General features: G+C 56.5%; 18 protein-coding genes. 6 read left to right on the forward strand and 12 right to left on the reverse strand.

Annotated elements, in window-relative coordinates; translation table 11 throughout:
* Positions 1 to 20: 20 nt before the first annotated feature.
* The 4 genes from ACOTYH_RS03370 to ACOTYH_RS03385 all read right to left on the reverse strand — a co-directional run bounded on the left by ACOTYH_RS03370 (position 21) and on the right by ACOTYH_RS03385 (position 6,080).
* Complete coding sequence (locus ACOTYH_RS03370; RefSeq protein ID WP_257437784.1) at positions 21 to 1,397, reverse strand: glycoside hydrolase family 1 protein; 1,377 nt, start codon at positions 1,395 to 1,397, stop codon at positions 21 to 23.
* 184 nt (positions 1,398 to 1,581) lie between these two features.
* A complete protein-coding gene (locus ACOTYH_RS03375) occupies positions 1,582 to 2,952 on the reverse strand; it encodes an efflux transporter outer membrane subunit (RefSeq protein WP_154123227.1) in 1,371 nt (456 codons plus the stop codon).
* A 3-nt stretch (positions 2,953 to 2,955) separates the two neighbouring features.
* Positions 2,956 to 4,896, reverse strand: a complete 1,941-nt coding sequence (locus ACOTYH_RS03380) for a MacB family efflux pump subunit (protein ID WP_058688784.1) — start codon at positions 4,894 to 4,896, stop codon at positions 2,956 to 2,958.
* Positions 4,893 to 6,080, reverse strand: a complete 1,188-nt coding sequence (locus tag ACOTYH_RS03385; RefSeq protein WP_023303343.1) for an efflux RND transporter periplasmic adaptor subunit — start codon at positions 6,078 to 6,080, stop codon at positions 4,893 to 4,895. The genes ACOTYH_RS03380 and ACOTYH_RS03385 overlap by 4 nt, the downstream gene beginning before the upstream one ends.
* Before the next feature lie 670 nt (positions 6,081 to 6,750).
* Between ACOTYH_RS03385 and iroB the strand changes: the two genes are divergently transcribed.
* The 4 genes from iroB (at position 6,751) to ACOTYH_RS03405 (ending at position 14,038) form a co-directional block, all read left to right on the forward strand.
* Positions 6,751 to 7,866 (forward strand): salmochelin biosynthesis C-glycosyltransferase IroB, encoded by a 1,116-nt coding sequence (gene iroB, locus ACOTYH_RS03390; RefSeq protein WP_017384908.1) that lies wholly within the window; start codon positions 6,751 to 6,753, stop codon positions 7,864 to 7,866.
* A gap of 141 nt (positions 7,867 to 8,007) precedes the next feature.
* Positions 8,008 to 11,667, forward strand: coding sequence for a salmochelin/enterobactin export ABC transporter IroC (gene iroC, locus ACOTYH_RS03395; RefSeq protein ID WP_047740607.1), 3,660 nt, complete (start codon positions 8,008 to 8,010; stop codon positions 11,665 to 11,667).
* 101 nt (positions 11,668 to 11,768) lie between these two features.
* A complete protein-coding gene (locus ACOTYH_RS03400; RefSeq protein WP_032102662.1) occupies positions 11,769 to 12,998 on the forward strand; it encodes an esterase family protein in 1,230 nt (409 codons plus the stop codon).
* 83 nt (positions 12,999 to 13,081) lie between these two features.
* Complete coding sequence (locus ACOTYH_RS03405) at positions 13,082 to 14,038, forward strand: alpha/beta hydrolase (protein ID WP_032647796.1); 957 nt, start codon at positions 13,082 to 13,084, stop codon at positions 14,036 to 14,038.
* A 44-nt stretch (positions 14,039 to 14,082) separates the two neighbouring features.
* Here ACOTYH_RS03405 and iroN read toward each other — a convergent pair whose 3' ends face one another.
* From iroN to mntR, 7 genes are all read right to left on the reverse strand, one after another.
* Positions 14,083 to 16,257: a siderophore salmochelin receptor IroN gene (gene iroN, locus ACOTYH_RS03410; protein ID WP_086523929.1), complete on the reverse strand. Its 2,175-nt coding sequence runs from the start codon at positions 16,255 to 16,257 to the stop codon at positions 14,083 to 14,085.
* 346 nt (positions 16,258 to 16,603) lie between these two features.
* The gene (locus ACOTYH_RS03415; protein WP_015571054.1) at positions 16,604 to 17,644 is read right to left on the reverse strand and encodes an aldo/keto reductase; all 1,041 of its coding nucleotides are present in this window, start codon (positions 17,642 to 17,644) and stop codon (positions 16,604 to 16,606) included.
* Positions 17,645 to 17,746: 102 nt separating this feature from the next.
* A complete protein-coding gene (locus tag ACOTYH_RS03420; RefSeq protein ID WP_063847782.1) occupies positions 17,747 to 19,270 on the reverse strand; it encodes an efflux transporter outer membrane subunit in 1,524 nt (507 codons plus the stop codon).
* Positions 19,270 to 20,841 (reverse strand): DHA2 family efflux MFS transporter permease subunit, encoded by a 1,572-nt coding sequence (locus tag ACOTYH_RS03425; protein WP_015571056.1) that lies wholly within the window; start codon positions 20,839 to 20,841, stop codon positions 19,270 to 19,272. The genes ACOTYH_RS03420 and ACOTYH_RS03425 overlap by 1 nt, the downstream gene beginning before the upstream one ends.
* Positions 20,838 to 21,932 carry an HlyD family secretion protein gene (locus tag ACOTYH_RS03430; protein ID WP_015571057.1) on the reverse strand — a complete coding sequence of 365 codons (1,095 nt, stop codon included), beginning with the start codon at positions 21,930 to 21,932 and terminating at the stop codon, positions 20,838 to 20,840. The genes ACOTYH_RS03425 and ACOTYH_RS03430 overlap by 4 nt, the downstream gene beginning before the upstream one ends.
* Before the next feature lie 101 nt (positions 21,933 to 22,033).
* Positions 22,034 to 23,143: an anion transporter gene (locus ACOTYH_RS03435; protein ID WP_017384914.1), complete on the reverse strand. Its 1,110-nt coding sequence runs from the start codon at positions 23,141 to 23,143 to the stop codon at positions 22,034 to 22,036.
* Positions 23,140 to 23,613 carry a manganese-binding transcriptional regulator MntR gene (gene mntR / locus ACOTYH_RS03440; RefSeq protein WP_015571059.1) on the reverse strand — a complete coding sequence of 158 codons (474 nt, stop codon included), beginning with the start codon at positions 23,611 to 23,613 and terminating at the stop codon, positions 23,140 to 23,142. Before mntR ends, ACOTYH_RS03435 begins: the two co-directional genes overlap by 4 nt.
* Before the next feature lie 183 nt (positions 23,614 to 23,796).
* On the opposite strand from mntR, the gene mntS reads away from it, so the two are divergent.
* Together mntS and ACOTYH_RS03450 are read left to right on the forward strand one after the other, a co-directional pair.
* On the forward strand, positions 23,797 to 23,925 hold the full coding sequence (gene mntS, locus ACOTYH_RS03445; RefSeq protein ID WP_017384915.1) for a manganase accumulation protein MntS: 129 nt from the start codon (positions 23,797 to 23,799) through the stop codon (positions 23,923 to 23,925).
* A 269-nt stretch (positions 23,926 to 24,194) separates the two neighbouring features.
* Positions 24,195 to 25,778, forward strand: a complete 1,584-nt coding sequence (locus tag ACOTYH_RS03450) for a phosphoethanolamine transferase (protein ID WP_032653046.1) — start codon at positions 24,195 to 24,197, stop codon at positions 25,776 to 25,778.
* Positions 25,779 to 25,890: 112 nt separating this feature from the next.
* On the opposite strand, the gene ompX is transcribed toward ACOTYH_RS03450, so the two are convergent.
* Positions 25,891 to 26,409, reverse strand: coding sequence for an outer membrane protein OmpX (gene ompX, locus ACOTYH_RS03455; protein WP_003858450.1), 519 nt, complete (start codon positions 26,407 to 26,409; stop codon positions 25,891 to 25,893).
* Between the last annotated feature and the right edge of the window lie 153 nt (positions 26,410 to 26,562).

The following is a 26,562-nucleotide window of genomic DNA, read 5'->3' on the forward strand; positions in this document are numbered from 1 at the left end:
ACGGCCCGGCAGCGTACGGCTTACATCTCGCGTCCGTTGGTATGGATTACCTGTTTTAACCACGCATAGCTCTTCTTCGGCACGCGCTTCAGGTCTTTCAGGTCGTGATTTTCACGGTTGACGTAGACCACGCCGTAGCGCTTGCGCATGTCACCCTGGGAGCTGAGAATGTCAATCAACCCCCAGCCGAGATAGCCCAATACCTCTGACCCGTCCTCGAACATCGCCTCTTTCATGGCCTTGATATGCGCCCGGTGGTAGTCGATGCGGTAGGTATCCTCTATGGGGTTTACGCCATCCCAGGACTCAATCACCCCAATGCCGTTCTCAATCGGGAATACTGGCATCCGCCAGTCGTTGGCATAGCGGGTGATGATGGTGCGAAAGCCCAGCGGATCGATCTGCCAGTTCCACTCGGTGGCCTTCAGGTACGGATTGTTTTTCTCGCCGTGCAGCAGGTAATAGTTCACCGGCGTGCCTTCCGGGATGGCATCGCTGTCCAGCGTTTTGCTGGCGTAGTAGCTGAAGGCCATAAAGTCGTTCTTCGTGCGCGCAAACAGCGCGAGATCGTCTGCGCGGTAGATATCGCCGAAGCCTTCCTGCTCCACCACCGCCATCACCGCCGGGCTGTAGCCCTGGCCCGCGAAGACGCGCAGCAGGTTCTGGTTAAGGAATTCGTCGTACTGCTGGGCGCAGAAGATGTCACGCGGTTTGCAGGTGGCCGGATAAATCAGCTGGTGCGCCAGCATGCCGCCCATCAGCTTGCCCGGCTTAGTCTGGTGCAGGTACTCGGTCAGCGCCATGTGCGCCACCATGGTGTGATGCTGCACTTCGTACAGCTCGCGCAGGGTTTCCTCCCCCTTCATATAGCCGGAGATGCGAAAGGCTATCGGCATGTGGAAAATATTCTGCTCGTTAAAGGTCAGCCAGTACTTCACCCGGTCACCAAAGCAGTCGATCATCTTTTTGCCGTAGCGGATAAACGCCTCCACCACGCGACGATCGTTAAATCCGTTGTACTCCTGTGCCAGCGCCAGCGGCATATCGAAGTGGTAGAGGCAGACCATCGGCTCGATACCGCGGGCGATCAGATCGTCGATAAAACGGTCATAAAACGCGATGCCTTCGGCGTTGAACTCGCCGTCACCCTGCGGGCAGACGCGGCTCCAGGAGATCTGGAAGCGGTAGCAGTTCATGCCCAGATCCTGCATCAGGTCGAAATCTTCCCGGTAGCGGTGGTAGGAGTCGGTGGCCACTTTCCAGTCAGAGATATTTTCACCGGCTTCGCGAATGTCGTACACCGACATCCCCTTTCCGCCCTCATTCCAGGCCCCTTCCGTCTGCATGCTCGACACCGAGTTGCCCCATAAGAAGTTGGCTGGCAGTGATTGATTCATGGTTGCCTCCTATATGACTAGTCATTTAAATGATATGACTAGTCATATAGCCGGAGATGAAATTTCGATCAAAGGGGAGGAACGATTTTTGTGAGATGGGTTTGAATAATGACGAAGGATGTCTTGCGAACTGCGCCCTGGCAGCAAGTCCTATTGCTGCCAGACGTAAATGAGTCTGCGCAATTCAGGGGAAAGATGCCGAACCGCCGAACTCCATATAGATTTTTGCCAGATTATTTAACTGGTTAAAGCGATTTTCATACAGTGCCAGTTCGGCCTGACGGCGTTTCTCCTGAGCATCAAGCCAGAAAGAAATTCGCACCGCGCCCTGGCGATAGCGAACTTCGTTTAGCCTCTCTGATTTTTTCGCCAGTTCCAGGCCTTCACGTAGAAGCGTCTCCTGTTCCAGGAGTTGATGACGCAAAGCAAGCGCATCTTCTATGCTACTCATCGCCTTGTAAAGTTCCTGTTTAAACTCCAGAACCCGTTGCTCGTAGTCGTTGCGGGCAATCTTCACGTCCATGCCCCTTTCTCTCCATTCCAGGAACGGCAGGGTCAGGTTTGCTCCAACAGAGCCTACAGGATTTTCCAGGAAGGCCATAAGGCTGCTGCTGCTGGTGCCAAGCGAGCCGGTCAGACTAAACGCTGGATAAAATGCAGTACGCTGGACATCAACGGTGGCCAATGCTTCCCGTACCCGCCACTCTTTAGCGCTGATATCGGGTCGATGCCGCAGCACGTTGACCGGGATCTTTCCACTGACCTGCGGCAGTGGTCCCATTGGTAACGCTTTCGGTTCGACTATCGTGCTGCCCGGCGCGGTTCCAAGCAAAACGGCTTGCTGATTGAGCGCCTGTAAACGTTCATTCTTCAACGCCGCCAGCCTGTTTTCCTGCGAAAGCACGCCCTGCTGAGCATCCACAACATCCAGAGAGGAGGCACCGCCCGCGGCATAACGCGCGTTAGCCAGGCGCAGCGTCTCTTTTGCATAGTCGATGCTTTGTTGCAGGACAGACAGCTGCTGGTTAATAAAACCTAAGCGCCAGTAATTATTACTGGCATTTGAAAGCAGCGTCAGGCGTGCAGAACGCAGATCCTCTTCCGAGGCAAAACGTGCCCACGCCTTCCCATCGCGCTGCCGCGCTATTTTGCCCCACAGATCCAGCTCATAGCTGGTATTAATACTGGCAACGCTGCCCCTGCTCCAGTTGGCTGAGCTGTTCAGCTGTTTTTTACCGTCAAGCGCGAGCGAACCTTTTAGTCCCGGATCGTTTGTGATGCCAATCCGCTCTTCTTCCAGGCGGGCGCGATAAACACGCAATACTGCTCCAGCGACATCGTTATTGCGCACCATCACCTGCCGCAGCCAGCCGTCGAGGTCTGGATCGTTAAAGGCCTGCCAGTCGAACGGCATCCTCTCCTCCGCAGCATCCGCCTGATACCAGTTGGCAGGGTATTTCACCTCAGGAGGCTGATAGTCGCTTTTCAGAGAGTCGGCGCAGCCAGCACTAAGCAGGACAGCAAGGCATACTGTTAAAGGGGATAATATTTTCATGGGTTACTCGCTGGCCAGTGAAACGACCGGATCCATCCTTGCTGCCTTGCGGGCAGGGAGATAACCAAAGATCATGCCGATTAAAGTTGAGCAGAAGAATGCGGCAGCAGCGGCCTGCCACGAATAAATGGCGGTGAAAATGCCCCCTGCCAGCGCGGTGAACAGCACTCCGGCGGCATACGACAGTGCAATACCTAACACTCCGCCTATTAGACATACCAGCACAGCCTCAATCATAAACTGCTGCATGATATCGCCCTGACGCGCACCGACCGCCATTCGTACGCCAATCTCATGGGTCCGTTCCGTGACCGACACCAGCATGATATTCATCACCCCAATGCTGCCGATCATCAGCGAGATGCAGGCCACCATCAGAATCAGGATGCTAAAGGTCATTGAGGTCCGTTCGATTGATTGTCGAATCTGCTCGAAATTATAAAGCTGGAAGTCTTTCACGCCGTGGCGTTGAGTGAGAAGCTGAGAAATAGCGCTGACCGCTGCCTCGTTGGCAACATCATCCTTAAGCCTTACGCTGATGCTGGTCAACACCGGTTTTCCTGTCATTCGATACATCACCGTGCTGTAAGGCATCCAGACGTTAATGCGATTAGGCGCATAGCTTCGGCTGTTCCCTTTGGCGATGCCGACAACCCGTGCAGGCACGGAACCCAGAAAAACGATTTGCCCAAGTGCCTTGAGTCCCGCATCGTCAAATAACGCCTTGCGGGCGTTTTCATCAATGATGACTTCCTGCGAGGCATTTCGATCGTCCTGGAAAGTTGATCCCTGCAACAGTTCAATACCGTTTACGCGAAAATGATCGCGCCCAACGCCATTGATCGTGGCGGTAGCGGATTTGCCCAGAAAGCGAATGTTGTCGGAAGCGTTAACTTCGGGGCTGACGCTGTCAACAAACCCCTGCTTTGCTAATGCTTCGGCGTCTGCCGGGACCAGTGTACGAATGGCTTCAGTGCTGTCGTCAAAGAAATCCCTTCCCGGGTAGATGCTCACCACGTTGGTTCCAAGCTCCTTGATATTATCAAGGGTTCGCTGTTTCGCGCCTTCACCCAGTGCCACCACCGTAACAACCGCGGCGATACCAAAAATAATGCCCGTCATGGTTAACGTCGTGCGCAGGCGATGCGCATTCATCGCTTTTAACGCCATGTGCAGGGATTCACGGGTACGGTCAACAATACTTTGCCACCAGCTTTGCTGAACGCTGTCAGGTCGTTTAAGGGCAACCCCGGAGGTAACACGACTGCCGGTATCAGAAATAATTTCACCGTCACGCAGCTCAATAATACGGTTAGCATGCTGCGCTACCTTCATATCATGTGTCACCATAACCACGGTATGGCCACGCTGATTCAGTTCACTGAGTATTGACAGTACCTCCTGACCGGACTGCGTATCCAGCGCGCCGGTGGGTTCATCCGCCAGAATGATTTCACCGCCGTTAATCAGCGAGCGGGCAATACTCACACGCTGCTGCTGGCCGCCTGAAAGCTCTCCCGGCTTATGATGTTCACGACCTTCCAGCCCGAGTCTTCCAAGCAATGTCGCCGCGCGCAGACGGCGCTTTTCGCGCTCACTGTTGGCATAAATCGCCGGAATTTCAACGTTACTTAACGCGCTCAGGTCGGGCATTAAATGATAACGCTGGAAGATAAAACCGATGTGCTCACGGCGGATCCTTGCCAGATCGTCAGGTGAAAGCTGGGCGGCATTTTGACCGCTGATAAAGTAATCGCCACAATCAGGGACATCGAGACAGCCCATAATATTCATCAGGGTTGACTTACCGGAACCGGAGGCGCCGATGATCGCGACCATCTCCCCAGCAGCGATAGTCAAATCAATCCCTTTAAGCACGGTGAGATCCTGTCCACCGTTCCTGTAGGTGCGGCTGATGCCCTTGAGTTCTATGATATTACTCAAGATACAAACCCTTCCCCGGGCGCTTTTTCACCCGGCTGCGATAACACAACATGTTCCCCGACTTTTACACCGTCCAGGATCTGGATATCCACACTGTTAGTAATGCCGGTTTTGACCTCACGGGTTTCCAGCCGGTTATCACTGGTCAATATCTGCACCTGCTGTTTGTTGCCACTCACCTTGTGCACAGCCTGAATCGGCACCAGTAACGTATTTTTAGCTTCTCCAGCCAGCAAGGTCACCTGTGCTGTCATGGCAATTCGCAGCCGATTTTCTGGATTGGGGACATCCAGCAGCGCGTTGTAGTACACCGAAGCATTTGACGTGCCTGACCCTGAGGCTGAGCTACTGCTGGCAAGGCTATCATCTTTCATAACCGACTCAGGTGCCAGTTCAACGGTACGTAACGTGGCGTCATAATGCTTATCCGGCTCAGAGAAAATGGTGAATCTGGCTTTCTGTCCCGGTGAAATTCGCGTGATATCCGCCTCAGAGATCTGGGCTTTAATTGTCATCACGTCCAGACGTGCGAGTTTGATAATGGTCGGCGCACTTTGGCTGGAGTTAACCGTTTGGCCCTGTTGGGTGACAACGGCAATAACAATGCCGTCCATGGGAGCAACAACTTTTGTATAACCCAAATCGACCTTTTTCTTGTCGACATCAATTTGCGCCTGGACGAGTTTGGCGTTCAGTGCCGATAGCTCAGCGCGGGTACTGGCCAGCGTGGTTTCAGCCGTTTCGAAATCTTCTCTCGAGCTGGCATCCTCATTTAACATCTGGCGCTGGCGCTTAAAACGCAATGAGGCTTGCTTCAACTGCGCCTGCTTAGCCTGAAGGTCCGCTTTTACCACGTTGAGAGCAGCTTCTGCGTTGCGTAAATCATTCCGCTGCGGCACGTCATCAATTTCAGCGATGAGCTGTCCTTTAGTGACACGATCGCCTAACTTCACCTTCAGCGACTTAACCTGGCCAGAAACCTGTGCCCCAACGTTGACCCGCTCAATCGCATCAATTCGACCGGTAGCAAGTACGGCGTTTTCAATATCGCCGATGCGTACTGGAGCGGTAACATACTCAGGAACCTCGGGGCTTCTCAGGAAGAAGAACAAGGCGATGCTAAAAATAATTAGCAGAGCCGCAGCACAGGTCATTACGCGTCGGGGAGGGAATTTTGTTAACATTACGCAGGTTTTCCATAACGATAAACAGCAGTGAATCAGGCATCATAGTAACATCGCCAGTATTTACGGGAGGTAAACCCGCGCTATTTGGTGAAGTAGCGTCATCGTAGACCCCCGCCATCAATTACACAGAATCACCAGGTCCGCCTGTAAACCGCCGCAAGCGTGGGATTTTGTGCCTAAATCCACAGAGTCCCCTTTTGCTGAGCCCCACCTGCGATTTTTCCCATAATCGATTCATTGTGCATTAAGTGCTTAATTATAGTTGCAACCCACACATGATAATAGTAATTATTATCATTAGCATTTGCACTGATGGTTTATCTGGCAAGGTATACAGAGGTATCAGGAAACAAGCCTCTCCAGGTTTGTTGAACGGTCTCACACTCAACAAATGCATCTGAACACCGCGGCGTGGCAGCACGACGCCGCCTGGGCTGTTCAAAAGGACAACGGCGCGTAAGCGTTAATGGAAGCCGGGACAAGGAATTCCCGATTCACCAGCCTACGTCACGGAATAGTCAGCGACAGGACCGTTCGTAAGGCTGGTGAAACTCAAAAAGGACGCAGCGTCTGTCAAAGCAGGCTTAACGAAAATTAACGTCCTGCTGCTGGCATATGACTGCGTCGACTTCCTGATTTAGTTCGTCAAGCGGAGAGGGATTTTCTCATGCGTATTTTGTTTGTAGGCCCGCCTCTCTATGGGCTGCTGTATCCTGTGCTGTCTCTGGCACAGGCGTTTCGCGTTAACGGCCATGAAGTGCTGATCGCCAGCGGAGGAAAATTCGCCCAAAAAGCGGCAGAAGCAGGGCTGGTGGTATTTGACGCCGCACCCGGTTTTGATTCTGAAGCTGACTATCGCCGCCGCGAGGCACAGCGAAAAGAAAGCAACATCGGCACAAAAATGGGCAACTTCTCATTCTTCAGCGAAGAGATGGCCGACCACCTGGTGGAGTTTGCCGGACACTGGCGGCCCGATCTCATCATCTACCCGCCGCTGGGCGTCATCGGGCCTCTGATTGCCGCCAAATACGATATACCGGTCGTAATGCAAACCGTCGGCTTCGGCCATACGCCCTGGCATATCAAAGGCGTAACGCGTTCGCTCGCGGACGCCTATCATCGCCACGGCGTTGGGGCCGCACCGCGCGATATGGCCTGGATCGACGTAACACCACCGAGCATGAGCATTCTTGAAAACGACGGAGAACCCATTATTCCCATGCAGTACGTCCCGTACAACGGCGGCGCGGTGTGGGAACCGTGGTGGGAGAGGACGCCCGACCGTAAACGTCTGCTGGTGAGTCTCGGTACCGTCAAACCGATGGTCGACGGCCTTGACCTGATCGCCTGGGTGATGGATTCCGCCAGTGAAGTCGATGCCGAGATCATCCTGCATCTTTCGGCCAATGCGCGGTCGGATCTGCGCTCACTGCCCTCAAATGTTCGCCTGGTCGACTGGATACCCATGGGAGCCTTCCTGAACGGCGCAGATGGCTTCATTCATCATGGTGGCGCGGGCAATACCCTGACGGCGCTGCACGCCGGTATTCCACAGATCGTCTTCGGCCAGGGTGCCGATCGCCCGGTAAATGCCCGCGCTGTTGTCGAACGCGGCTGCGGGATCATCCCCGGCGACGACGGCCTGTCGAGCAGCATGATCAATGCTTTCCTCGACAATCGCGCGCTTCGCGACGCCTCTGAAGAGGTAGCGGCGGAAATGGCAGCGCAACCCTGTCCGAGCGAGGTGGCGAAAAGCCTGATCGCGAGGGTACAGAAAGGGTAGCCACTACGCCGTCATGACGATCATACGCCAGCACGCATCCAGGAGATACGCCCGTAACAATGCGGGACCGGATCGGGCTGGCGCTTTTTTTTGCACAGCGATCCGACTTGGATCCTATTTTTTACAGACGGAGGAGGCTTAATGCCTGCGACTCACTCTCCCACTCCTGCGCGGTCCTGGATAGTTCGCCTGGCACGCGTGTGCTGGGAACGTAAGAAACTTAGCATCATCGTAGTGGTAGCGTCGGTCTCGACCATTCTGCTGGCCGCGCTGACGCCGTTGCTGACAAGGCAAGCGGTGAACGACGCGCTGGCGGGCAATCCGACTCGTCTGCCGTGGCTGGCCTGCGGGCTATTGCTGATTGCCTTTTTTGATTTCATCGGTAACTACGTGCGCCGCGGTTATGCCGGGGAGCTCTCGCTCTGGGTGCAGCACACCCTGCGAGGACGGGCATTCGACAGTATTCAAAAACTTGACGGCGCAGGCCAGGACGCACTGCGCACCGGGCAGGTGATTTCACGGACCAACAGCGATCTGCAGCAGGTGCATACCCTGCTGCAGATGTGCCCGGTGCCGCTGGCGGTGTTCACTTATTACATTGCCGGCATTGCCGTGATGCTGTGGATGTCACCCGCCATGACGCTCATCGTCGTGTGCGTACTGGCATGCCTGGCTATCACTGCGCTGCGCGCGCGTCGCCGGGTCTTCGCGCAAACCGGGCTGGCCTCGGACCGACTGGCAAATCTCACCGAACATATGCGCGAGGTGCTGGCGCAAATCTCAGTGGTAAAATCCTGCGTGGCGGAGCTGCGTGAAACGCGCTGGCTGGATCGCCAGTCGCGGCAGATGGTGCGGGTACGCATCGGCGCGGCCATCTCACAGGCGATGCCAGGTGCCACCATGCTGGCGCTACCGGTGCTCGGGCAAATCGTCCTGCTGTGCTACGGCGGCTGGTCGGTTATGCACGGGCGCATCGATCTCGGCACCTTCGTGGCGTTTGCCAGCTTCCTCGCGATGCTGACCGGGCCAACCCGTGTACTGGCATCGTTTCTGGTTATCGCCCAGCGCACCCAGGCGTCCGTGGAGCGCGTGTTTGCTCTGATCGACACCCGTTCGCAGATGGAAGACGGGACGGAGGCGGTTAACGGTCAGGTTATCGGGCTGCAACTGGAGAATATGAGCTTCGAGTACCGTGGCGGCAGACGCATCCTCAGCGATGTCTCCTTTTCCCTGCACGCCGGTGAAACGGTGGCGGTAGTGGGCGCATCGGGTTCCGGGAAATCCACGCTGCTGATGCTGCTGGCGCGTTTTTACGATCCCAGCGCCGGAGAGATATGGCTCAACACCAGCGCAGGCCGACAGAACCTCCGCGATCTCAGGCTGGAGGCGCTTCGTCGTCGGGTAGGCGTTGTGTTTGAGGATGCTTTTCTGTTTGCCGGTACGGTGGCGGAAAATATCGCCTACGGGCACCCTCAGGCAACGGCGGACGACATTCGCCTCGCGGCGAGGGCAGCAGGAGCCAGCGATTTTATCAACGCCCTGCCGAAAGGCTTCGATACCCAATTAACCGAACGCGGTACGAATCTTTCCGGCGGACAGAGGCAGCGAATCGCGCTGGCACGGGCGCTCATTACCGCGCCGGAAGTGTTGATCCTCGATGACACCACCTCGGCGGTCGATGCCGGTACTGAAACGGAGATCAACACCGCGCTGAGTCGCTATGCTGACGAAAAGCATATGCTGCTGGTGATTGCCCGACGCCGTTCGACGCTTCAGTTAGCCAGCCGGATTGTGGTGCTGGATAAGGGCCGGGTGGTGGACACCGGAACCCAGGCAGAACTTGAAGCGCGCTGTCCGGCGTTCCGCGCGCTGATGACCGGCGACGGCGATTTCCTCGCGCCTTCCCACAGTGGGCCTAACGGATTGTGGCCGACCGTACCAGCGGCACAAGACGATGCGGCGCAGACGGGGGATAAAGGCTTTGTCGCCCGTATGACGCGCGTGCCGGAAAATGCAGTACAGCAGGCGCTGGCCGGTAAAGGCCGCAAAGTTACGTCGCTGCTGAAGCCCGTGGCGTGGATGTTCGTCATCGCCGCCCTGCTGATCGCCCTCGATTCGGCGGCAGGCGTCGGGGTACTGATACTGCTGCAGCGCGGCATTGACTCCGGCGTTGCCACAGGCGATATGTCGACTATCGGCCTCTGTGCCCTATTCGCCCTGTGCCTGGTGGCCGTGAGCTGGTGCTGTTATTCACTACAGACTGTCTTCGCCGCCAGAGCGGCAGAGTCAGTCCAGCATACGGTGCGCTTGCGCAGCTTCGGCCATATGCTGCGTCTTGGTCTCCCCTGGCATGAAAAGCATGTCGATTCACGTCTGACCCGCATGACCGTAGATGTGGACTCTCTCGCCCGCTTTCTGCAAAACGGCCTTGCCGGTGCAGCCACCAGCCTGGTGACAATGTTCGCCATCGCCGCCGCCATGTTCTGGCTCGACCCGCTCCTGGCGCTGACGGCATTAAGCGCGGTGCCAGTGGTCGCACTGGCAACCTGGATTTATCGCCGCCTCAGCTCCCCTGCTTATGCGCAGGCGCGGCTGGAAATAGGCAAAGTCAACAGCACCCTGCAGGAGAAAGTCTCCGGCTTGCGCGTTGTGCAATCGCATGGCCAGCAGGAACAGGAAGCCGCCCGGCTGCGCGCGTTATCGGATCGGTTCCGTGCGACCCGCGTACGTGCGCAAAAATACCTTGCCGTCTATTTCCCGTTCCTGACCTTCTGCACCGAGGCCTCCTATGCCGCCGTTCTTCTGGTGGGTGCATCGCGGGTCGCCGAAGGCGAAATGACCGCCGGGGTGCTGGCGGCTTTCTTCCTGCTGCTGGGGCAATTCTATGGGCCAGTGCAGCAGTTATCAGGAATTGTCGACGCCTGGCAGCAGGCGACGGCCAGCGGCAAACATATCAATGAACTGCTGGCGACCGAAGGCACAGAGAACATCGAGCCCTCTTCCGCACCGCCCGCCACCGGCGCACTGCATCTTGATGAGGTCACGTTCAGTTATCCCGACAGCCCTGAACCCGCGCTGAACAAACTTACCCTGACAATCCCTGAGGGAAGGGTCGTCGCGGTCGTTGGTCGCAGCGGTGCGGGTAAGTCAACGCTGATTAAGCTGATCGCCGGATTGTATTCCCCCACCCACGGCAGGATCAGCATTGGCGATCGGATGATTGATGATGCCTCGCTTGCCGATTACCGTCGCCAGATTGGGCTGGTCGATCAGGATGTGGCGTTGTTTAGTGGTGATATCGCGGAAAACATTCGTTATTCACGGCCATCCAGTACCAATGACGACATTGAGATTGCCTCTCAACGGGCAGGGCTGTATGAGACGGTGCGCAATCTGCCGCAGGGATTCCGCACACCGGTGAATAACGGCGGTGCCGATCTGTCCGCAGGTCAGCGCCAGCTGATTGCGCTGGCCCGCGCACAACTGGCGAATGCTCACATCCTGCTGCTCGATGAAGCCACGTCACGCCTGGATCGCACATCCGAAGAGCGATTGATGTCATCGTTAACAGACGTCGCGCACACCGGGAAGCACCTGGCGCTGATTGTGGCGCACCGTCTGACCACCGCGCAGCGCTGCGATCTGATTGCCGTTATCGATAAGGGACAGCTTGCGGAATACGGCACCCACGAACAGCTGTTAGCGGCCGGCGGCCTCTACACCCGCTTGTGGCATGACAGCGTCGGCAGCTCTGTTCCCCATCGCCAGCACGACATCACGGGGGAAATCGTGGAAGAGTAATTGCGCACGTAAGACATTACAAAACACGCGCTAAAGCGGCTGTTCCCGGAATAGCCGCTTTAGCTATTTATACTGACACCCTTCATATTCAAAGAGAGTGAATGCTGAACATGCAACAACATCCCTCTGCTATCGCCAGGCTGCGCAGCCAGCTGGCAGCAGGCCACATTGCTAACCTTTCTGACTTCTGGCGAGACGCTGAGTCGCTAAATGTACCGCTGGTGACGCCAGTCGACGGAGCGAAAGACGAGCGTGATGTGACATTTCTGTGGCGCGCCAGGCACCCTCTACAGGGCGTTTATCTGCGTCTGAATCGGGTGACGGATAAAGAGCACGTGGCGAAAGGGATGATGACCGCCCTTCCCGCGACGGATATCTGGACTCTGACACTGCGTTTACCTGCAAGCTACTGCGGCTCCTATTCGCTGGTGGAAATCCCCCCCGGCACCCCGGCCGAGACGATTGCACAGTCCGGAGGCCGCTTTGCTACCCTCGTCGGGCACGCCGATCCGCTAAACAAAACGCCGGGGATCAACGTTCGGGGAAGCACACAGGAGTCGGTGCTGGCGCTTGATAAAGCCCCCGCCCAGTCCGAATGGCGCGGCGGGTCACCCAGCGGGCAATTGCTTACCTCGGCGCGCACTCTCGCCGGGGAATCGCGCCGGGTTCGGCTCTATCTGCCGGACGTTGATGTTTCGCAGCCCCTCGGCCTGGTGGTACTGCCCGATGGTGAAACCTGGTTCGATCACCTTGGCGTATGCGCGGCAATTGACGCCGCCATAAACAACGGACGCATCGTGCCTGTGGCTGTACTTGGCATCGATAATATCGATGAACACGAGCGAACTGCGATACTCGGCGGGCGCAGCGAGCTGATAAAGGATATCGCCGGCCAGTTGTTGCCGACGATCCGCGCCGAACACCCGCAGCGGCGGTGGGCAGACCGTTCGCGCACCGTGCTGGCCGGACAGAGCCTCGGCGGGGTCAGCGCGCTCATGGCCGCTCGTTACGCACCGGAAACGTTCGGGCTGGCGCTCAGCCACTCCCCTTCGATGTGGTGGACGCCAGAGGGTGCCAGCCGGCCAAACGTGTTCAGCGAAACCGATTCGTCATGGGTGAGCGAACATCTGCTTTCTGCCCCGCCGCAGGGCGTGCGCATCCGCCTGTGCGTGGGATCGCTGGAAGGTTCGACGGTACCCCACGTTCAGCGGCTGCATCAGCAGTTGCTTACCGCTGGCGTAGACAGCCATTGCGCAATGTACACCGGGGGTCACGATTACGCATGGTGGCGCGGCGCACTGATTGACGGGCTTGGTTTACTCCAGGGTTGACTTGACCCGCGAACACTTTCAGGCAACTGTACAGGCTTCCTGAATAAAGAAAATGTCACCTGCGGAAAAGGAATAAACATCAGATGTATGCCCGCGAGTATCGCCCAACACGCTCACGCAAGGCGCTTGTCACTCTTCTTTCTGGTCTCACCCTTATCTGGAATGCGCACGCTTTCGCAAAGCCGGATATGCAGCCACTGGGGCCGAATATCGCCGATAAAGGCTCTGCGTTTTACCATTTCAGCGTCAACTCGTTCGACTCCGCCGATGGCAGCCGCCATTATCGGGTATGGACGGCCGTGCCAAATAAAGCCGCACCGGCGTCGGGCTACCCGATTTTATATATGCTCGACGGCAACGCAGTTATGGACCGCCTGAACGACGACCTGCTCAAACAGCTGGCAGAAAAATCACCGCCGGTGATTGTGGCTGTCGGGTATCAGACCAACCTCCCCTTCGATCTCAACGGCAGGGCCTACGACTATACGCCAGCAGCAGAAAGCGGCAAAACGGATACCCGCAACGGGCGTTTTAGCCGTAAGAGTGGGGGTAGCAACGACTTTCGCCAGTTACTGGAAACGCGTATAGCGCCAAAGGTGGAACAGGGATTGAATATCGATCGGCAGCGTCGCGGCCTGTGGGGGCACTCCTACGGCGGCCTGTTCGTGCTGGATGCCTGGCTGTCTTCCCCTTATTTCCGGACGTATTACAGCGCCAGCCCGTCGTTGGGCAGAGGCCATGATGCGCTACTGAGCCGCATCACGGCGGTTGAGCCGTCGCAATACTGCGCCAGGCGCCTGATGATAATGGAAGGTTCGGCGACGCCGGGCGATAACCGGGAAACGCATGCTGCCGGAGTGCTGACGAAAATTCATGCCACCCTCGCCACGCTGGAAGATAAAGGCGTCAATGCCGCCTTTTGGGATTTCCCAAACCTGGGACACGGGCCGATGTTCAACGCCTCCTTCCGCGGAGCGCTGTTAGATATCAGTGGTGAAAACGCAGGTAACACAGCAGGCTGTCATTCATTAAGCCGCTAAACACTGCCCGCCTTGACGCGGGCAGTACACCTGTAACACTACGATCAAAATGACGCGGTAACACCGGCATAATAAGCCCGGCCAGGCTCGTTATAGGTATTCGCCCCTTCGGAAGATCGGTAAATCTGTTTATCTAAGATATTGCTGACACCAACGTTAAGACGCAGATTTTTATTAATATCGTAATTGAAGTTCGTCCCCACCAGCGAATAAGCGCCCAGCTCTTTACCTGACAGACCGCCAGTATCTTCACTACGAGTTTCCGAATGAGTACGCGGTTTTTGTCTGCCGTATAACGTCCAGTTGACGCTGGCAGAGAACGCCTGGGTGATGGTCCAGTCAAGCGAGTTATTAATGGTGTATTTCGGGATGATCGACAGCGGATTACCGGTGTCTTTTTGCTCCGAGGTGATCATCCAGGTGGCATTGGTATTCCAGTTCAGACGATCTTTCACCAGCGGGAACGCCATGCTGGCTTCGATACCGTCCACCAGCGCTTTCCCGCCGTTCTGCCACTGGAGAATATATGCGCCGGAAGCGGTTTGCCCGATAACATTATCGCCGGCCACGATCTTATTCTGGTAGTCATTGCGGAAGTAGGTCACGCTGGCATGGTAATCTTCCCAGGCGAACTCCAGCCCAATTTCTTTATTGATGCTAATTTCCGGATCGAGATCTTTATTACCGATCAGGTAGCAGCCGCCCGATGTAATATCTTTTGGACAACCGTTGCCTTTCGAGTAGAGCAGATAACCTTCGCTGGATTGATACAGGTTTGGTGCTTTAAAGGTTCGGGCAATCCCCGCTTTGACTTTGAAGTAATCCCCCAATTCCTGCGAGAGGTTCAGGCTGGGGCTGAAGTTACCGCCGGAATCGTTGAGATAATCAAAGCGCAGGCCGGGAATGATATTCGTGCCGGGAACCGGCTCAATATTATCTTCAATATACAGCGCACTGATTTGGGAATGGTTTTTACTGCTGCGATCCGCAGCCGAGCCAGAAATGCCGCCGATATCACTGTCATCCACGGTCAGGCTGGTAGAGGAAGGATCGTCGAGCTCATCGCGGCTCCACTCCGCACCCACGGTCAGCGTTTGATCGACCAGCGCATTCAGCGGAATATTAAGCTCGCCGCTGGTTCGCCAGGAGCTCAGGCGATTGGTCGTGAACTTTTCATCCGCCGAAATACGCCCTTCACCGCCACCGGATAATCCTTCATTCATGCGGGTGTTATTGGTTTTCTCATAATAGACACCAAAACGGCTTTGACCCCAGTCCCAGATACCATTGTGCGTAACGCCATAATTCTGCCGGTAAAGGCGGTTCGTCTCCTCGCCGGATTTCGCCAGGCTTTCAGTGACGGCACTGGAAGAACTATTTTGCGTATCGCCCGCATAGATATTCCCCTGACGGCTATATCCGGCTTCGAAATCGATAATTTGCTGCGGATTTAATTTCCACGAGACAACGCCGTTAATATCTTTGTTGCGCACCCCTTCATGCCCGGCCGCGTTTTTCGTACCGGCCGAGGAGTTAATATCCCAGCTGTCGGCATCGGTTTTATTCAGGTTTCCGTACAGGCGCATGGTCAGCGCATCGCCAGCCAGCGGCCCGCTAAGGCTGAAGTTGGCGCGACGCGTAGCGCCTTCGTCGCTGCTTTCCGGCTGGTTGGTGTATAACGACAGCGAACCGTGCCAGTCGTTGGTAGGGCGTTTGGTAATGATGTTCACCACCCCGCCCGCTGCGCCCGAACCGTAGCGTGCCGCCGCAGGGCCGCGGATCACTTCAATACGCTCAACCTGTTCCGGTGGCACCCAGTTGGTGTCGCCGCGGGTATCACGCTCTCCACGCCAGCTATAACGCACGGCGTTGCGCGACGTCACCGGCACACCATCAATTAAAATTAAGGTGTTCTCCGGCCCCATGCCGCGAATGTCGATCTGGCGGTTATTACCACGTGTACCCGAGGCGCTGTTGCCGGTCAGATTGACACCGGGCATTTTGCGAATAATATCGGAGAGATCGTTGACCGGAGGGTTCTTTTTAATATCTTCGCTGGTAATAATCGACACGCCCGGCTGCTGTTTGAGTACCTGCTCAGCGGTGGCTTCCACCACCAGGGTCTCGTCGTTATCATCGGAGGATTTTGCCAGTGATACCTGACTGTTCAACCCTGCCAGGAGCGCAGTGAGCGGCCAGAAGATCTTGATAATTCTCATACCCATTCCCTAATACATGCCTAACGTAAAAGTGATCGATCGTTAAGCTCACATCCTTGCCAGATATTTTAAACTGCCATTATTTTTATAATAAGAATGATAATTAGTATCATTTGGAGAGGATTAAGGCAATCCTTAATACACGGATGCGCGCATTAATGAAACGCACGCATTGGCCCGGAGTGATTCTTCCCGGGTACCGCCCTGTGCGTTCGTAAAGCTGGCATACTGAAACAGCGGAAGAAGAGAACAGCCCATTGGTATTTCGTGTAGTGACATAACGTTAATATGTCATTACAAGGGAACGCAGCCCCGGTAAGCGCAAGCGCCACCGGGGAAAGAAAGGTTATTGTTGCGCTAACTGATTGCGACGGTACTCGCCCTGGCGCTCCAGCATCCAGCCAGGATACTCGCGCGGCAGCGCGCTGACCGCATCCAGCTGTTTCAGCTCATCATCGCTCAGCTGAATGCCGGTTGCGGCAATGTTGTCATCCAACTGATCGACCCGTTTCGCCCCGATGATGACGCTGGTCACCGCCTTCTGGTGCAGCAGCCACGCCAGCGCGATTTGCGCCACGGAAACGCCTTTACTTTCGGCGATGGTACGCATCACGTCCACGCAGTCGAAGGCGCGATCTTTATTCACTGGCGGGAAGTCGAACGCCAGGCGACGACTACCGGCCGCGCTCTGCCCGTCGCGATCGTATTTTCCGCTCAGCAGACCACCCGCCAGCGGGCTCCATACCATCAACCCGACGCCTTCGCTCTGCATCATCGGCACCAGTTCGCGCTCAAGGTCGCGCCCGGCGATGGTGTAGTACGCCTGCAATGAGGCAAAACGCGCCAGCCCCAGACGCTCAGAGATGCCGAGCGCTTTGGCAATCTGCCATGCCGCCCAGTTCGAGACGCCGATATAGCGTACGTGACCGTGCTGCACAAGATTATCCAGCGCGTAAAGCGTCTCCTCGATGGGGGTCGCGGGGTCGAAACCGTGTAGCTGATAGAGATCGATATGATCCAGCTGCAAGCGACGCAGGCTCTCCTTCACGCCGCTGATGATGTGATAGCGCGAGCTACCGCGCGAGTTCACCCCCGCTGTGCCGGTTTCACCGAACACCTTGGTGGCAACGACCACGTTTTCGCGCGGAATTTTCAGGTTCTTCAGCGCCTGCCCGGTGATCTCCTCTGAACGCCCTTCCGAGTAGACATCTGCCGTGTCGATAAAATTGATCCCGGCGTCCAGCGCGCGGCCCACCAGCTGCTCGGCGTCGCTTTGCTGAAGCTGACCAATTTTGCCCCACATGCCGCCTTCACCGCCGAAGGTCATGGTGCCGAGGCAGAGTTCAGAAACAAACAGTCCGGTATTGCCCAGTTTTTGATAACGCATAACGCTTTCCTCGCATGTCGATTGGGTGTCTGTTAGTTATACCCGCCCCCCAGCCATCGCGAATGTGGCGTTCCTGTCCGTTTCTTGCCCAATCCTCTGAATCTATCCGCGTGGGGCGTCGCCAAAGACGCTGTAGTCTGGCAGCCGCACCTGCTGATACGGCTCCCAGCCGCCGCCGAGGGCTTTGTAGAGCGCCACCAGATCAAGCGCGCTCTGCACCTGCGCCTGCGCCCGCTGCTGTTCGGCCTGAGCGAGCTGACGCTGGGCGTCCAGCACGTCAATAAAGCTGGCGATCCCCTGCCGGTAGCTGTCGCTGGCGAGATCAAAGGCGTTTTGCAGCGCGTCGATGGTTTTCGCCAGGCCCGCTTCACGCTGCTGGTCGGTGCGATAGCTCACCAGCGCGTTTTCAACGTCGCCGAGCGCCGTCAGTACCGTCTGGCGATAGTCCAGCACTGCCGCCCCCTGCTGCGCGCGCGCCACCTTGACGCTGGAGACCAGCCGACCGCCCTGGAAAATCGGTATGGAAACCTGCGGGCCAAAGCTGTAGAAGTGGCTGCTCCAGTCGGTCAGCCAGTTAGATTCACTGTTGCGCAGGCCAAACTGTCCGGAGAGGGTAAAGCTCGGGAACAGTTCTGCCACCGAGACGCCAATCTGCGCCGTGGCGGCATGGAGATTCGCCTCGGCTTCGCGCACGTCCGGGCGACGGCGCGCCAGGGTGGACGGAATACCGGTCTGCACAATATCTGGCAGGGCAGGCATCGGCTGCACGGATTGCAGTTCGGCATCCAGCGCGCCCGGCGGTTTGCCGAGCAGGATCGCCAGCCCGTTCATCGCCTGGCGTTCCTGCGCCTGATACTGCGGCAGCTGCGCTTCAAGATTGCCCAGCTGCGCCCGGGCGTTCTCCACGTCCATCTGCGGCGACAGCCCGCCCCGCTGGCGGCTTTCGGTCAGATCCAGCGTCTGCTGTGCGCTTTCAATTTGCGTATTAAGCGTGGCAATGATGCTCTGCGCCCCACGCAGCTGTAGCCACGCCCGCGCCACTTCGGCTTCCAGCGAGACCAGCGCATCGTTACGCTGCTCGATCGCCGCCCGCTGCTGCGCCTCGGCCGCTTCTACCTGACGGCGCACCTTGCCCCACAGGTCGATTTCCCACTGGGCGTCGAAGCTGCCCTGATAGAGGTTTATCGGCTGCGTCAGCGGGCCTAACGCGCCCCGCAGTTCAGGATCGACATTATTCAACTGGTCATACACGCCGTGGGACTTCAGCTCCCCTTCCAGCCCAAGCTGCTGGCGCGTCGCCTGCACATTGCCATTCACCGACGGGAAAAACGCCCCGCCGGCCTGGTTAATCTGTTCGCGCGCGCCGGCAATGCGTAATACCGTTTGCTGTAGCGTCAGATTCCCGGCGATGGCGCGTTCAATCAGGCTGTCGAGCTGCGGCGAGCCGAAGGTTTTCCACCAGCGCGGGTTAGTGGCCGCGGAGGAAGTTTGCGATTTCACCGCGCTGTCGCCCTTATCGTTCCAGTGCGTGCTGGCGGGCGGTTCAGGCTGTTGGTAGTCCGGCCCGACGGCGCAGCCCACCAGCAGCATCATTATCATCAGGGGGTGTAAACGTCTGTGTATCATCAGTGTGCTCCTGCACTCCCCTCGCTCTTAACCGGCGAGAGCAACAAACAAAACGGAATCAGTAATAGGGCCACCGCGCTCAGAATGGTGAAGACGTCGATGTAGGCCAGAAAGCGCGACTGCTCGATCATCGTCTGGTACATCCGCCCGGTGGCAATGCCGGTCGGATCGCCCACCTGAGTGGTGAAGTTCTGGATCGCCTGGGCGCTTTCGCGAATCGCCAGCTGGAACTGCTCGTTAAACGGCGAAGCGTGGTAAGCCAGATGCGCGCTGTGCGCCTGCGAGCGCTCGGTGATCGCCGCCGTCGAGAGAGAAATCCCAATCGAGCCGGCCACGTTGCGGAACATGGTAAACAGCGCCGCCGCGTCGGCGTTAAGCCGCCTCGGGATCGAGATAAAGGCGATGGTGGTCAGCGGCACAAACAGGAACCCCAGCCCTATCGACTGCGCGCTGCGGAACAGCACCAGCGTTTCGAAGTCGATATCCGGCGTCAGCGTGCGGGACCAGAAGAACGACACCGCCAGGCAGGTAAAGCCGAAGGCGATGATCCAGCGCGTCTGCACCACCGGCATCAGCTTCAGCACCAGCGGGATGGTCAGCACAATCAGCACCGCGCCGGGCGAGAGCACCAGCCCGGACCAGGTGGCGGTATAGCCCAAATCCTGCTGCGCCAGCTGCGGAATAACCACCGAACTGCCGTACAGGATCATCGCCATCCCCGCCATCAGCAGGCTGGAGATCGCAAAGTTGCGGTCCTTCATACAGTGCAGATCCACCACCGGCTTTCTGGCATACATCAGCCAGTAGATCGCGCCGATAATGCCGACCAGCGTCAGTACTGCGAAGGTGCGGATAAAGTTCGAATAGAACCAGTCATCATCTTCGCCCCGGTCGAGCATCACCTGCAAACAGCCAAGACCGAGGGCGATGAGGCCGATCCCCGTCCAGTCGACGGTGAGCTTCTCTTCCGACTTTTTCTCCCACGGCGGATCTTCCAGCAGCTGATAGATAGCCAGCACCGTCACAATCCCTACCGGGATATTGATAAAGAACACCCAACGCCAGGAGTAGTTATCGGTGATCCAGCCCCCCAGCGTGGGGCCGAGTACCGGCGCGACGATAATGGCAATGGATGAAAGGCCAAAGGCTTTGCCCCTGTCCTCCGGCTTAAAGTAGTCGAGTAGCACCGACTGCTGGGTAGGCTGCAACCCGCCGCCAAAGAACCCCTGCATCACGCGGAACAGGATGATTTGCCATAGCTCGGTGGCGATGCCGCACAGGAACGAGCAGATGGTGAACATCACAATGCAGATCAGGAAGAACTGCTTGCGACCAAACAGGCGGCTCAGAAAGGCCGAAATCGGCAGCACGATGCCGTTCGCCACCAGGTAGCTGGTGAGCACCCAGGTGGATTCGTCATAGCTGGCCGAGAGCGACCCCGCGACGTGGGGCAGCGCCACGTTGACGATGGTGGTGTCCAGAATTTCCATAAACACCGCCAGGGTGACCACAATCGCCACCGCCCACGGGTTACTGGCGGGCTTCCAGTTATCGTGGCTGTGATCCGTCATTCCACGGTGACCTTCGGTTCAACCGACAGCCCCAACGGCAGCGGCTTGTTCGGATCCAGACCTTTATCAATGACGATTTTCACCGGCACGCGCTGAACGATCTTCACAAAGTTACCGGTGGCGTTTTCCGACGGGAAGGCGGAGAAGCGCGAGCCGCTGCCCTGCTGGATGCTGTCGATATGGCCTTCCAGCTCCATATCCGGCCAGGCATCGACGGACACGGTCACTTTGTCGCCCGGCTTCATGCGCTCAAGCTGCGACTCCTTGAAGTTCGCCACCACCCACACGTTCGGGGAAACCAGCGAGAACAGCGCCGTACCTGCCTGCACCAGCGTACCGGGCTGAACGTTGCGTTTGGTGACAAAACCGTCGAACGGGGCGCGGACTTCGGTATAAGAGAGGTTCAGGTTGGCGGTTTCCAGCTGCGCTCTGGCCTGATCGACCTGCCGTTCGCGGGCTTCGACGTTGGTCTCCTGCTGGCGGATTTGCAGCTGAACCTGCTCCGCCACTTCCAGTTGCGCCTGCGCGCTGGCCAGACCCGCCTGGGCACTCCGCAGTTGAGCGTTCGCGGCATCGATACTTTGTTGCGTGGTCGCGCGCGGGTCAACGCCGCGCTGACGGCGGTACTCCGCCTGCGCGTTGGCCATATCCGCCTGGGCTTTCAGTACCTGGGCTTTGGCTTCATCGCGCTGGGCGGGATATTGCACCTTCGAGAGCGCCAGCTGCGCCTGCGCCTGATGCAACTGCGCAACCGCCAGCCCAAGCTGGGCCTGGGCCTGATCGCGCTGGGCGGTGGTATCACGCGGATCGATCACCACCAGCACATCCCCTTTCTTCACGCGCTGGTTATCCCGCACGCGAAGTTCGGTAACGTAGCCTGCCGTTTTTGGGGCAATGGTTACTACGTCGCCATCGGTAAAGGCGTCGTCGGTGGTCTCTTCGTTACGGGTTAAAAACCACCAGACCAGCGCCACAATCACCATCACGATGACCACGATGCCAAGGATAATTAACGGTTTTTTCCCCGGGCGCTTGCGCTCGTTATTGTTTTGATCCTGCTCGTCAGCAGGTGGGTTTTGATCTTCTGCCATAGTTCAGCAACGGTCCTGTCAGTGAGCGGCATCACACTATGCCGTTCACTAAAGCTAGGACGTTGCTATACATTTGCCAGGAAAAACTGACAAATTGCGCACTATATGAGAAGGAATAGTCCGAAACCGACCGCCGCTGACCAGAGCAGCATCGGGATTGACCATAAATGGAAGCGCCACCAGATGCGGCGATCGTTGGCCATCCGCAGGGCGATGAGGTTAGCCAGCGAGCCGGGCAGCAGCCCAAAGCCGCCGACGTTGACCGCCCACGCCAGCAGTACCGTTGGGGGAACATAGTTAAGCAGCAAAATGGTGGACGGCACGTTACTGATCACCTGCGAGAGACCAATCGCCGTCAGCCATAATCCCGGCTGCGACAGACCGCTGACGCTATGGAGAACGTTCTGCAATACCGGAAGCTGGATCAGGAGATGGACGTCAATAAACATCGCCATAAACACCAGCAGCAGCGTCCAGTCAACGCTCACCAGCACCCGCCGGGCGAGGAACAGGAAGCCGCACGCCACCAGCAGCGCGCCCGCCAGCGCCTGGTTTAACTCCAGAGCGATAAGGAAAACGATATACAGCCCCAGGCAGCTCCAGACGAGACGCGGCTGCCACTGGGGGCCGGTTGTACCGCTGTGGTACTGCAACGATTTATTCGGGAAAGCAAACCAGCCCACCGCCAGCAGCGACGCCACGATCGCCAGCGCCAGCGGCGCCATCTGCCCGGTAAACGCGGTAAACGACAGGCCGGAGCGTCCCCACAGCAGAATGTTCTGCGGGTTACCGATAGGCGTGAGCAGCGAGCCCGCATTGACGGCCAGCGCTTCAAAGATAATCAGACGGGTAACCGGTATTTCGCACAGCTTACGCAGCGTGAGCGTAAGCGGCACCACGATAAAAAGCGCCACGTCATTAGTGAGAAACGTCGACAACAGCGCCGCCGAAAAGACCATGAACAGGGCCAGTTTGCGCTCGGTGGCGAAGCGGCGCACCATTTTGCGCCCCAGCACGTCAAAATAGCCGCTCAGCTCCACGCCTTTGGTGAGCATCATCAAACCGCTCAGAGTAATAATGGTGCGCCAGTCTATGGCCGCCGGCCAGGTGTGCGGCGTGAAGGGCACAAAGACGCTGAGCCCAACGCCAGTGATCAGTAAAAGATGGAAAAAGCGATCGCGTTTCAGGGCCTGCAAGCCGGGGATGTTCATTCAGCGGAGGGACCGTATTTGAGCGTAAACTCGCGGAACTTCAACAGCGTCTCTTCACTGACGTGGTGTTCCATACCTTCGGCATCCCGACGGGCAATTTCCGGGCTGACGCCCAGCACCAGTAAAAAATTCTCGACGATCTGGTGTCGCTCGCGGCTCTCCTGCGCCAGCTTCTCGCCCTCAGCGGTGAGAAACACCCCGCGCCAGGGGATCATTTCGATCAGCCCGACCGACGCCAGACGTTTTAACATTTTGGCAACGGTTGGCTGCGACACCCCCAGGCGTGCGGCCATATCCACCTGGCGCGCTTCTCCAACCTCACGGATCAGATCAGAGATCAGTTCGACATAATCATCAATCAGCTCCCGGCGGTGCGCCTCACGCACCTGGCGGAAGCCTTCCACATGCTCTTCAACGTTCACCAGTTGCGTCGTTTTTTTTGTTGTTGGCTTACCTGCGCGACGGTTCATTGTGCTTCCTCAATGGGGTTGACGCTTCCAGCGCCCTGTAACGGAGCGCACATTGTAAACCATAGCTCTACAAGCACAAAAAATTAACGAATTAGCCATAGCTATACAATATAGCCTGTGCTATATCTGTATGTAATGCAGTCACCCTTCACGGATCGAAGGGATCATGAATCAGGAGGTCTTATGAATGAATTCAAGAGGTGTATGAACGTGTTTACCCACTCTCCTTTTAAAGTGCGCCTGATGCTGTTGAACATGCTGTGCGATATGTTTAACGCCAAACCGCAGCAGGACGACAATTCTTCCCACTAAGCGGCGTCGCGGTACGCCGCTTCATTTTCACGTCACACTTACGTTGTAAACTGGCCTGTTCCCGATTATTTTTGCGGATTTGCAGCCCCCTTCGCAAAACATCTGTTTAGCAACTGTTGACCTTAATTCACGCTCGCACTATCTTCTTGCAGCCCTGCACAATTTGCGGCTCGCTGAAGCGGACCTCTCATTCCCTTTCCACGCACTGTCCGGCAGGCTTTGACCCTTGACGCCAGGGTGAGCACATGGCGTTTTCGTGATAGTGATCTATGAACGTAACCCTGATTGATACACTTGTTACCCGCAGCCGGGCCTTAAGCCCGTGGACGGGATTCTATTTTTTGCAATCGCTGTTGATTAACTTTGCTCTTGGCTACCCCTTTAGCCTGCTTTATGCCGTCGGATTCACCTGTATTCTTCACCTGCTCTGGCGAAGCGCACCGCGCGTGCAGAAAGTGCTTATCGGGATCTGTTCTCTGATTGCTGCCGCCTATTTCCCGTTTGGCCAGGCCTATGGCGCGCCGAACTTTAATACTCTGCTGGCGCTCCACTCCACCAATATGGAAGAGTCCACAGAGATCCTGACGATCTTTCCGTGGTACAACTACGTGGTTGGCCTTTTCATTTTTGCCCTCGGTGTGATTGCGGTTCGTCGTAAGCCCGTCGGGAAAAAGGCATGGGGTAAAATTGAAAGCCTGTGCCTGGCCTTTAGCGTGGTGACGTTTTTTGTTGCACCGGTACAAAATCTGGCCTGGGGCGGCGTGTTTAAGCTTAAAGATACCGGGTATCCGGTGTTTCGCTTCGTCAAAGACGTGGTGGTGAATAACGAGGAAGTGCTCGACGAGCAGGCGCGTATGGCCGAGCTTTCCACCATGAAAGATACCTGGAACGTGCTGGCGGTGAAACCGAAGTATCACACTTACGTGGTGGTGATCGGGGAAAGCGCGCGTCGCGATGCGCTCGGCGCGTTTGGCGGTCACTGGGATAACACGCCGTTTGCCAGCTCCGTTAACGGTACGCTGTTTACCGACTACGTGGCGGCCAGCGGCTCGACGCAGAAATCACTCGGTCTGACGCTCAACCGCGTGGTGGATGGAAAACCGCAGTTTCAGGATAATTTTGTCACCCTGGCCAACCGGGCAGGTTTTCAGACATGGTGGTTCTCTAACCAGGGACAGATCGGCGAGTATGATACCGCCATCGCCAGCATCGCGAAGCGTGCCGACGAGGTACAGTTCCTGAAAAGCGGTGATTTCGAAGCCGATAAAAACACAAAAGATGAAGCGTTGCTAAAAATGACGGCGCAGGTCTTTGCTACTCAGCGCACCCAGCCGCAGCTGATTGTCCTGCACCTGATGGGGTCACACCCGCAGGCATGCGATCGTACCGGGGGAAAATATGCGGAGTTTGTGCAATCCAAAGAGACCTCGTGTTATCTCTACACCATGACGCAAACCGACGATCTGCTCAGCAAGCTGTACGCACAGCTGCGCAACAGCGGCGACAGCTTCTCGATGGTCTATTTCTCTGACCACGGTCTGGCATTTAAGGAGCGCGGTAAACAGGTGCAGTATCTGGCACACGATGACAAGTTCCAGCAAAACTTCCAGGTACCGTTTATGGTGCTGTCGAGTGATGACAAAACGCATCGCATCATCAAAGCGCGCCGTTCCGCGAACGATTTCCTGAAATTCTTCTCACAATGGACGGGGATTAAGGCGAAAGAGATAAAAAATGATTACCCGTTTATCTCCGGGAAGAAGGGCCCGCCAGTTTACATTACCAACTTTAAGTTACAGAAAGTCGACTATAACCATCTTGGGACGGATATTTTCGATATTAAGAGTAAGTAATTTCTGCCGTTTCGTGCGGGCTGATGCCCTCACCGGCTCTCCCACGAGGAGAGGGTACAAACAAAAAAAATCCGCCACATTGGGCGGATTTTTTACTGGCTCACCGAAGTGATTAGAAGCGGTAACCTACGCCCGCGATCCAGGTGCCAACGTCAACGTTGCGGATACGGCTCTGCTCATAGGAGAAGTCCAGAGCAACGTTTTCGATTGGGTTGAACTGCATACCTGCGCCATAGGAGAAACCATAGTCGCTGTTGCTTGCAGTACGGTTCAGACCCTGGTTTTCGGTCTGCTGGAATTTACCGTAGCCAACACCTACAACACCGTAGATGCTTGCCCAGTCATTCAGGCGGTAAGCAGGACCCGCGGTGATGCCGTAGTACTGACCTTTATTGTAAGAGCCATTTTCAGTACGATCTTTCTCGGTGTAAGTGAAAGAACCGATCACACCCAGCGGGTTGTTGTCTTGCTCGTAACGGTACTTCAGGTTGAAACCGTTGGTTTTGTTCATCACGCCCTGCATATCGCTCTGAGCGTAACCACCGGTTACAGTAGAAGTTGCCGCTACAGCGGTACCTGCGGAAACAGCCAGAACAGCTGCCAGTGCTGAAAGACATGCAATTTTTTTCATAACCACCTCAAATGTGCTTCAAGTAAGTCCGTAAGTTTTAAATATATCAAAAAATTCTGTGAAACTCTTTGTCATTCACGATGTCTAATGCGACCTTTCCTGTAACAGAACATTTCCAGCACCAGCTATCTCGTTCAAATAACTCCAGATTTT

It is taken from the genome of Enterobacter cloacae complex sp. SHL001, assembly GCF_049236825.1.
Taxonomy (GTDB): domain Bacteria; phylum Pseudomonadota; class Gammaproteobacteria; order Enterobacterales; family Enterobacteriaceae; genus Enterobacter; species Enterobacter hormaechei_C.

Coding starts and splice junctions, on each gene's coding strand:
- iroN (WP_086523929.1), bottom strand. CDS start 16,257: ATGAGAATTATCAAGATCTTCTGGCCGCTCACTGCGCTCCTGGCAGGG.
- ACOTYH_RS03400 (WP_032102662.1), top strand. CDS start 11,769: ATGCTGAACATGCAACAACATCCCTCTGCTATCGCCAGGCTGCGCAGC.
- ACOTYH_RS03375 (WP_154123227.1), bottom strand. CDS start 2,952: ATGAAAATATTATCCCCTTTAACAGTATGCCTTGCTGTCCTGCTTAGT.
- ACOTYH_RS03385 (WP_023303343.1), bottom strand. CDS start 6,080: ATGTTAACAAAATTCCCTCCCCGACGCGTAATGACCTGTGCTGCGGCT.
- ACOTYH_RS03450 (WP_032653046.1), top strand. CDS start 24,195: ATGAACGTAACCCTGATTGATACACTTGTTACCCGCAGCCGGGCCTTA.
- ACOTYH_RS03420 (WP_063847782.1), bottom strand. CDS start 19,270: ATGATACACAGACGTTTACACCCCCTGATGATAATGATGCTGCTGGTG.
- ACOTYH_RS03370 (WP_257437784.1), bottom strand. CDS start 1,397: ATGAATCAATCACTGCCAGCCAACTTCTTATGGGGCAACTCGGTGTCG.
- ompX (WP_003858450.1), bottom strand. CDS start 26,409: ATGAAAAAAATTGCATGTCTTTCAGCACTGGCAGCTGTTCTGGCTGTT.
- ACOTYH_RS03430 (WP_015571057.1), bottom strand. CDS start 21,932: ATGGCAGAAGATCAAAACCCACCTGCTGACGAGCAGGATCAAAACAAT.
- ACOTYH_RS03405 (WP_032647796.1), top strand. CDS start 13,082: ATGTATGCCCGCGAGTATCGCCCAACACGCTCACGCAAGGCGCTTGTC.
- ACOTYH_RS03435 (WP_017384914.1), bottom strand. CDS start 23,143: ATGAACATCCCCGGCTTGCAGGCCCTGAAACGCGATCGCTTTTTCCAT.
- iroC (WP_047740607.1), top strand. CDS start 8,008: ATGCCTGCGACTCACTCTCCCACTCCTGCGCGGTCCTGGATAGTTCGC.
- mntR (WP_015571059.1), bottom strand. CDS start 23,613: ATGAACCGTCGCGCAGGTAAGCCAACAACAAAAAAAACGACGCAACTG.
- iroB (WP_017384908.1), top strand. CDS start 6,751: ATGCGTATTTTGTTTGTAGGCCCGCCTCTCTATGGGCTGCTGTATCCT.
- ACOTYH_RS03415 (WP_015571054.1), bottom strand. CDS start 17,644: ATGCGTTATCAAAAACTGGGCAATACCGGACTGTTTGTTTCTGAACTC.
- mntS (WP_017384915.1), top strand. CDS start 23,797: ATGAATGAATTCAAGAGGTGTATGAACGTGTTTACCCACTCTCCTTTT.
- ACOTYH_RS03425 (WP_015571056.1), bottom strand. CDS start 20,841: ATGACGGATCACAGCCACGATAACTGGAAGCCCGCCAGTAACCCGTGG.